Source organism: Ideonella azotifigens, assembly GCF_006519715.1.
GTDB classification, from domain to species: domain Bacteria; phylum Pseudomonadota; class Gammaproteobacteria; order Burkholderiales; family Burkholderiaceae_C; genus Ideonella; species Ideonella azotifigens.
The window spans coordinates 1-7,993 of sequence record NZ_VIDT01000221.1; the positions used below are offsets into that span (position 1 = coordinate 1).

6 protein-coding genes are annotated in these 7,993 nt (G+C 66.5%); 1 reads left to right on the top strand and 5 read right to left on the bottom strand.

Annotated features, from left to right (window positions below; genetic code table 11):
- Window positions 1-185: 185 nt before the first annotated feature.
- The gene (locus FKP22_RS14685) at window positions 186-620 is read left to right on the top strand and encodes a bactofilin family protein (protein ID WP_141288217.1); all 435 of its coding nucleotides are present in this window, start codon (window positions 186-188) and stop codon (window positions 618-620) included.
- A gap of 85 nt (window positions 621-705) precedes the next feature.
- On the opposite strand, the gene argJ is transcribed toward FKP22_RS14685, so the two are convergent.
- The 5 genes from argJ to FKP22_RS14710 form a co-directional block, all read right to left on the bottom strand.
- Complete coding sequence (gene argJ / locus FKP22_RS14690; RefSeq protein WP_141288218.1) at window positions 706-1,944, bottom strand: bifunctional glutamate N-acetyltransferase/amino-acid acetyltransferase ArgJ; 1,239 nt, start codon at window positions 1,942-1,944, stop codon at window positions 706-708.
- Between the two features lie 159 nt (window positions 1,945-2,103).
- Window positions 2,104-2,466 carry a hypothetical protein gene (locus FKP22_RS14695; protein WP_141288219.1) on the bottom strand — a complete coding sequence of 121 codons (363 nt, stop codon included), beginning with the start codon at window positions 2,464-2,466 and terminating at the stop codon, window positions 2,104-2,106.
- A gap of 82 nt (window positions 2,467-2,548) precedes the next feature.
- On the bottom strand, window positions 2,549-3,763 hold the full coding sequence (locus FKP22_RS14700; protein WP_141288220.1) for a hypothetical protein: 1,215 nt from the start codon (window positions 3,761-3,763) through the stop codon (window positions 2,549-2,551).
- Between the two features lie 264 nt (window positions 3,764-4,027).
- Window positions 4,028-5,200 carry a hypothetical protein gene (locus FKP22_RS14705; RefSeq protein ID WP_141288221.1) on the bottom strand — a complete coding sequence of 391 codons (1,173 nt, stop codon included), beginning with the start codon at window positions 5,198-5,200 and terminating at the stop codon, window positions 4,028-4,030.
- 148 nt (window positions 5,201-5,348) lie between these two features.
- The gene (locus FKP22_RS14710) at window positions 5,349-7,883 is read right to left on the bottom strand and encodes a glycogen/starch/alpha-glucan phosphorylase (protein WP_141288222.1); all 2,535 of its coding nucleotides are present in this window, start codon (window positions 7,881-7,883) and stop codon (window positions 5,349-5,351) included.
- Between the last annotated feature and the right edge of the window lie 110 nt (window positions 7,884-7,993).

The window sequence follows — 7,993 nt, forward strand, 5'->3', positions numbered from 1 at the left end:
GGGCTTCGTGCCGGCTGCGGTGCTGCTCACGCTGTGGTGGAAGAACGGAGTGCACTGGCCTTGAGCGAGCAAACCTTCGCTCGTCTGGCAAGTCGCCCAGGTTTCGTTTGGACGCAGCCTCTACCAGCCCCGCGGGCACAATGCCCGTGGCCAGAATCCCCGACCTTTGCAGAAGTGAGTGAGCCATGAACGGCGCAGACCAGAATCCGAACACCGCCAGCTTCACGCCCCGCCTGGTGCCGGTGGAACCGCTGAACGCGATCTCCAGCCTGATCGCCGAAGGCGCCGTCTTCGAAGGCACCTTCAGCACCACGAAGGACCTGGGACTGCGCATCGACGGCACGCTCAAGGGCCCGATCCAGCTGCAGCAAGGCGGCACCGTGCACGTCGGCCCCACAGGCGTCGTCGAAGCCACGCAGATCGAAGCCGACCACGTGCTGATCGAAGGCATCGTGCGCGGCACCGTGATCGCCCGCAAGACCCTGGAAATCACCGGCTCCGCGACCCTGCTCGGCGACGCTATCTACGACGCCCTGCTGGACGTGCACCCGCGGGCCAAGCTGCGCGGCAAGGTGGAATACCGCGGCGAGATGGACACGCCGGCGACAGCAGCCTACTGAGCGCCAAGCTCAAGCGTGACTGATTTCAAGGTGAATCGGCAAACCGCGATTTCACCTTGAAAAGTCCAACGACTGCCCGACTCAATCAGCTGCGGTAATCCGCGTTGATGCTGACGTAGTCGTGTGACAGGTCGCAGGTCCAGACCGTGGTGGTCGCCAGGCCCCGCTTCAGGTCCACGCGCACCGTGATCTCGCTCTGCTTCATCACGCGCTGGCCGTCTTCCTCGCGGTAGGCGGTGTGGCGGCCACCCTGGGTGACGACATGAACGTCGTCGAGGAACATCTCGATCAGGCTCTGGTCCAGGTCGCCGATGCCGGCGTAGCCGACGGCCGCCAGGATGCGGCCGAGGTTGGGGTCGCTGGCGAAGAAGGCGGTCTTGACCAGCGGTGAATGGGCGATGGCGTAGGCAGCGAGCTTGCACTCGGCCTCATTGCGGCCACCATCGACCTGCACCGCGATGAACTTGGTGGCGCCTTCGCCGTCGCGCACGATGGCCTGGGCCAGCAGGCGCGAGACTTCGAACACCGCTGCCTGCAGCGCCTGCCCTTCCTCGCTGCTCAGCGAGGTGATGGCGGCGTGGCCGGCGCGCTGGGTGGCGATCAGCAGGAAGGAGTCGTTGGTCGAAGTGTCGCCGTCGATGGTCACGCGGTTGAAGGACTGGTCAGCCGCGGCCTTGACCAGCGGCTGCAGCAGCTCGGGCGCGATCACCGCGTCGGTGGCGACAAAGCCCAGCATGGTCGCCATGTTCGGGCGGATCATGCCGGCGCCCTTGGAGATGCCGGTCACGTTGACGGTCTTGCCGCCAATCGTGAGCTGGCGCGACGCGGCCTTGGGCAGCGTGTCGGTGGTCATGATGCCTTCGGCGGCGCGGCCCCAGTGGCTGGGCTGCAGGTCGGCCAGCGCAGCCGGCAGGCCGGCTTCGATGCGCTCGACCGGCAGCGTCTCCATGATCACGCCGGTGGAGAACGGCAGCACCTGTTCGGGCGCGACACCCATCAGCGTGGCCAGGCTGGCGCAGGTGCGGCGGGCGCGGGCCAGGCCGTCGGCGCCGGTACCGGCGTTGGCATTGCCGGTGTTCACCACGATGGCGCGGATCGCACTGCCTTCCGCCAGCTGTGCCAGGTGCTCGCGGCAGACCTGCACCGGCGCGGCGCAGAAGCGGTTCTGCGTGAACACGCCGGCCACTGCCGCGCCCTCTTCCAGCCGCACGACGACCAGGTCCTTGCGATTGGCCTTGCGCACGCCGGCTTCGGCAATGCCCAGCGTGACGCCGGCCACCGGCGCCAGGTCGAGAGGGTTCGGGGCTTGCAGGTTGACTGGCATGGCAGCGCTCACGGTCGAAGAAGAAGGTCCGAAGACGACAAGGGCGCCATTGGGATGTTCCAAATGGCGCCCTGGCGGGATGCGCGAATTGTACGAACGTCGGTGTGACGTTTCGTGGCAGCGGCCCAGGGTGGCGGGGCTTGCAGCTGCCGGGTTCGGTCAGCTCTTCCTGCGGCCCTTGGGCGGGGGCGCAGGCGGTGCTGGCGGCGCGCTGGGCGCGGCGGAGAACAGGCGCGCGGCGCGGCCTTTCAGCTCCAGCAGTTCAGACGGCGTGACCGAGTATTTGCGACCGACCACGTCGACCTCGACGCGGAATTCGACTTCCTTCTTGCCGTTGGTCAGCATGCCGGAGGTGAACTCATAGTCCTCGTCCTCGCCCGGGAAGCCTTCATACGGCGGATCGTTGTCCTCGCTGAGTTTCACGTCGCGGATCTCGCCGCTGGCCAGGTCGAGGACGCCGGTTGATTCAATCACCGACTCGGCCAACTCGTCGATGATCTTGATGGGAAGCTTGAGGTCCACGTGGCGCTCGAACAGGAATGAAACAGGGCCGGGATTGTATGGCGCGGGACAGGCCCCGGCCACGATCCCGGCCCTCTTGGCGTCAGCTCTTCTTGGCTTGCGCCTTGAGCGCCTTGCTCACCAGCCCCTGGCCGGTCGGGTCGATCCAGGCCGCGCGCATCTTGCGGCCGCACTGCACCGAGGTGTAGTAAGGCTGCTTCTGCGGATCGGTGTTGTAGACGTTGGCCATGTCGTAGCGGGCGATCACGCCGTACCACTGCTTGCCCGCGTCCACCCAGGGATAAAAGCCGAACTTGCCGGGGCTGCTGAAGGCGCCGTCGCCAACCGTCGGGTCGTCCTCGACCCAGTGGCCCAGCGAGTAGTGCCAATGCTCGTCGCTGATGTTGTTGACACCACCCGGGCGACCGTTGTTGATCGGGCTGTAGTAGGCCGTCGGGCAATCGTCACCGTTGGTGTGGGTGCACACCGCGTGCGAGCCCAGCGCCGGGTTCATGTAGGTGTACGAACCGTTGATCAGGTTACGCAGGAACTGGGTGTAGCCGTTGACCGACACACCCAGGCCGCCCGCCAGCTGCGGATTGACCCAGGTCAGGCCGCGCTTGGTGTTGGGCAGCAGCTTGGTTGCAGCGGTCAGGTCGGCGGTGGTGTCAGGGCCGTAGCCCATTGCGTCACCCAGCACCTGCATGTGGCCACCACCGTAGTAGAAATAGCCGTCATAGTTGGACGTGTAGTCGCCGTTGGTGCCACCGGCAGCACCCGGTTCGGACAGGCAGCTGTCCACCGTGGAGGCGGTCGAGCAGGCGTTGAAGTTGACGTAGCCGGCGCTCATCGTGAGGGCCTTGGCCATCACGTCGCTCACCTGGCCCTGCACCTGCTCCACCGCCATGCTGGCGAAGACCCATTTCGAGGCCGAGGCCACCGGAATGGTGGTGGTCGCATTGATGGTCTTCAGGCTGCCACCACTGCCGCCCTGGCCGCTGGCCTTGAGGCCGACGCCATCGCCAATTTCCCAATAGAAAGCCGTGAGGCTGGTGCAGGCCGGATCGGTGCTGGCCACGATCCCGGCTGCAGCAGCCCGCTCGTCCACGGTGGCCGAGTGAGCCGCTGCAACTGCGAACAGCGACAGCGTCGCAAATGCCACCAGATTCCAGCCAAAACGGCTGGCCATCAGCTTGGCCGTCAAGCCGCCATGATTGGCGGTCATCGTCGCCTGCTGCACCGCGTCGGTTTGACGCATTTCACGCGCAGGCGCGCCCATCAGACGGGCATGCCCCGCCTGGTGTCCCAACTTCGTCATTGATCAATCTCTTTCTATGCGGCCCGGTGCGAGTTTTTCGCTACCGACCCGGCATCGCCTGGGCGCTCTCGAACTTGTCCTGGCGCCCTGTCCAACGACACCCCCTGATGGCTTGGCTGCTCTACAGCTGTCCAAGACAAACATGCAGCAACCATGCCACCAGAAATGTGACAAATTGCGGCGTTCGGCCTGCCGCAAACCCTTGCGGGCGCCGCCATCGGGCGCCCATATTTGTCAGGCCAGACCGTGGCCCGGATCAGCTCCTCAGCTGCCCTTGACCCAGGCTGCGCGGATCTTGCGACCGCACTGCATGGAGGTGTTGTACGGCGCCTTTTTCGGGTCCGTGCTGTTGACATTCACGCTGTCCGTGCGTGCAAGCACACCGTACCAGGCCTTGCTTTTGTCAATCCACGGATAAAAGCCGAAACGGCCCGGGCTGCTGAAGGCACCATCGCCGACCGTGGGGTCGTCTTCCACCCAGTGGCCCAGCGAGTAGTGCCAGCGCTCGTCGCTGATGTCGTTCGGGCCACCGGGGCGGGACTGGTTGATCGGGCTGAAGATGGCCGTCGTGCAATCGCTGCCGTTGGTGTGGGTGCAGGTGGCCTGCGTGCCCAGCGACTTCGCGGTGCTGGCGTAGCTGCCGTCCAGGATCTGGCGCAGGAAGCTGGCGTAGCCGGTGGCCGTGGTGGCCAGGCCGCCCGCCAGCTGCGGGTTGATGTAGCTCATGCTGTTGGACATGCCGCGCTGCGAGCGCAAGGCGCTGGCCAGCAGGCTGTTGTTGTCCGGGCCCAGGCCGCGGGCATTGCCCAGCACCTGCATGTGGCCGCCGCCGTAGGAGAACTTGCCGTCCTGCGCGGCGATGTGGTCGCCGTTGGTGCCGCCGAAGCGGCCCGGCTCCTTCAGGCAGGAGGCCACGGTGCCGGTGTTGCTGCAGCTGTCGAAATTGTTGTAGCCGCCACGCATGCTGAGCAGGGCCACGTCATTGGCCGACAGGCTGCCGGCGGTCTGCTCGATCACCGTGCTGGCGAACACCCATTTCGAAGCCGAAGCCACCGGCATCAGGGTGGTCGCCGTCGGCGCCTTGTTGGTGCTGGTGACGGCGCCGCCAGTGCCGCTGGCCTGCTTGCCGGTCGCGTTGCCGATCTCCCAGTAGAACGGGGTCAGCGAGGTGCAGCTGGCATCCTTGCCGGCCACCTTGGTCGCCGCGGCCTTGCGCTGTGCCAGCGTGGGGGCAGCGGCGGTCGCCGCAGCAATCTCGCTGACACCCTCGGCCGCGGCAACCGCACCGCCGGCACTGCTGTCGACATTGCTGCCCGAGGTGCTTCCGGACGTTGCCGCCGCGGTTTCGCTGCCAGTCGAACTGTCTCCGCCTCCGCCACAGGCGGCAAGCATCAGCATCAGGGTCCACAGCGGCGTGGCGCGTAACACGGCATTCATCGGTCGAGTCCTCAGGAATTGCCCCGTGTTCACAGGGCTTATCCAGCTATCGACCAATGCCGCCGCTCACTTGAGAGGCGGGGACAAAAAAGCTGTGTCGGGCGGTTTCAGTCCTCCGTCGCGCTGACGCGGCGCAGGACCCGCACCCCTATCGCTGCTGCGGCACCAAGTGGCCGACCGGCAGGCTGGCGGAGGCCTGCAGCGGTTGAGGCAGCTGCACGGGGGTGCTGTGCCAGATGTCGTGGGCGTATTCGGCGATGGTGCGGTCGGACGAGAAATGGCCCATGCCGGCGACGTTCAGCACCGCGTGGCGGGTCCATTCGTCGGTGTTGCGGTAGAGCGCATCGACCTTGTCCTGCATGTCGACGTAGCTGCGGTAGTCCGCCAGCAGCAGGTAGTGGTCGCCCCAGTTCACGAGCGTGTCGATGATGGCCTGGTAGCGCGCGGGTTCGCCGGGGCTGAAGACGCCGCTGCGCAGCAGCTCCAGCACCGCGGCCAGCTCCGGGTCCTTCTCCACCCACTCGCGCGGCTGGTAGCCGCGGGCACGCAGGGCCGCGACCTCGGGCGTGGTGTGGCCGAAGATGAAGATGTGCTCGGGGCCGACGTGCTCGCGCATCTCGACGTTGGCGCCGTCCAGCGTGCCGATGGTCAGTGCACCGTTCAGCGCAAACTTCATGTTGCCGGTGCCCGAAGCCTCGGTGCCAGCGGTGGAGATCTGCTCGGACAGGTCGGCCGCCGGGATGATGATCTCGGCCAGGCTGACGCTGTAGTTCGGCACGAACACCACCTGCAGCTTGCCCTGGGTGCGTGGGTCGTTGTTGACCACCTCGGCCACGTCGTTGATCAGGCGGATCACCAGCTTGGCCATGTGGTACGCCGAGGCCGCCTTGCCGGCGAAGACGACCACGCGGGGCACCCACTGCGCGTCCGGCTGGGCCAGGATGCGGCGGTAGCGGGAGATGACGTGCAGCACGTTGAGCAGCTGGCGCTTGTATTCGTGGATGCGCTTGACCTGCACGTCGAACAGCGCGTCCACGTTCAGCGCCAGCCCCATCTGCTGCTGCACCAGCGCGGCCAGGCGTTGCTTGTTCTGGCGCTTCACGCGGCGGAAGGCGCCGAGGAAACCGGGCAGTTCCAGCGCGCCCTTCAGGCCTTCGAGCTGGTCCAGGTGGCGGCGCCAGCCGCGGCCGATGCGGGCGTCCAGCAGGGCCGACAGGCCGGGGTTGGCATGCGCCAGCCAGCGGCGCGGCGTGATGCCATTGGTCTTGTTGTTGAAGCGTTCCGGCCAGAGCTTGGCGAAGTCGGCAAAGATCGACTGGATCATCAGCTCCGAGTGCAGCGCCGAGACACCGTTGACCGAGTGGCTGGTGACCACCGCCAAGTAGGCCATGCGCACGCGCCGCTCGCCGCCTTCGTCGATCAGCGACAGCCGGCGCATCAGCGCGGCGTCGGCGCCGTGCTGCTCGGTGAGTTCCTGCAGGAAGCGGGCGTTGATGTCGAAGATGATGCGCAGGTGGCGCGGCAGCACGCGGCCGAACAGCTCGATCGGCCAGGTCTCCAGCGCCTCGTGCATCAGCGTGTGGTTGGTGTAGCTGAAGATGCGCCGGCACAGCGCCCAGGCCGTGTCCCAGGGCTGCAGCTGCTCGTCGATCAGCACCCGCATCAGCTCGGGAATGGCCAGCACCGGGTGGGTGTCGTTCAGGTGGATGCTGACCTTGTCGGGCAGCTTCTCGAAGCCGCTGTGGGTGCGCAGGTAGCGGTGCACCAGGTCCTGCACGCTGGCCGAGACGAAGAAATACTCCTGGCGCAGCCGCAGCTCACGGCCATCGGCGGTGGAGTCGTCCGGGTACAAGACGCGCGAGACGTTTTCGCTGTGGTTCTTGGTCTCCACCGCGCCGAAGTAGTTGCCCTGGTTGAAGGCCTTCAGGTCCATCTCTTCGGTGGCCTTGGCGCTCCACAGCCGCAGCGTGTTGGTGGCGGGCGTGCCGTAGCCGGGGATGATGGTGTCGTAGGCCATGGCCAGCACGTCGTCGGTGCCCACCCAGCGCACGGCCGCAGGGCCGCCGCCGGACGCGGGGCTTTCTTCGATGCGGCCACCAAAACGCACGCGGTAGACCACCTCGGGCCGCGGGAACTCCCACGGGTTGCCATGGGTGAGCCAGTAGTCCGGTGCCTCGACCTGGCGGCCACCCTGGATGGTCTGGCGGAACATGCCGTAGTCGTAGCGGATGCCGTAGCCAAAGCCAGGCACGCCCAGCGTGGCCATGGAGTCGAGGAAACAGGCGGCCAGCCGGCCCAGGCCGCCGTTGCCCAGGGCTGCATCGGGCTCCAGCTCGAACAGCGCCTCCACGTCGCAGTCGAACTCCTTGAGCGCCTGGCGCAGCGTGGGCATCAGTTCGAGCGCCAGCACCGCGTTGCCGAAGGTGCGGCCGATCAGGAACTCCATCGAGAAGTAGTAGACGCGCTTGACGTCCTGCGCGTACTGGGCCCGCGTGGTCTGCATCCAGCGGCCGACCAGGTGGTCGCGCACCGCGTAGGCCGCGGCATGCATCCAGTCCTCGGGCCGGGCCGAGATCGGGTCCTTGCCGACCTGGTAGATCAGCTTGTTGGCAATCAGCCGCTTGAAGGCGGCCACGTCGGTGGCCAGGTGGTCGTACTGGTGCTCGAACTGGGTCAGGTCCATGGCATCCGTCGCTTTCTGTATGGGTCGGGTCGTGTTGGTTCTTGGAAGGTGGTTCAGTGGCCGAGTGCTGCGCGGTACATCGCCAGATACGCCTCTGCCGCCACGCCCCA

Bases quoted from the DNA above. Each gene is read 5' to 3' on its own strand.
- FKP22_RS14685 (WP_141288217.1), top strand. From the start codon at position 186: ATGAACGGCGCAGACCAGAATCCGAACACCGCCAGCTTCACGCCCCGC.
- argJ (WP_141288218.1), bottom strand. From the start codon at position 1,944: ATGCCAGTCAACCTGCAAGCCCCGAACCCTCTCGACCTGGCGCCGGTG.
- FKP22_RS14700 (WP_141288220.1), bottom strand. From the start codon at position 3,763: ATGACGAAGTTGGGACACCAGGCGGGGCATGCCCGTCTGATGGGCGCG.
- FKP22_RS14705 (WP_141288221.1), bottom strand. From the start codon at position 5,200: ATGAATGCCGTGTTACGCGCCACGCCGCTGTGGACCCTGATGCTGATG.
- FKP22_RS14710 (WP_141288222.1), bottom strand. From the start codon at position 7,883: ATGGACCTGACCCAGTTCGAGCACCAGTACGACCACCTGGCCACCGAC.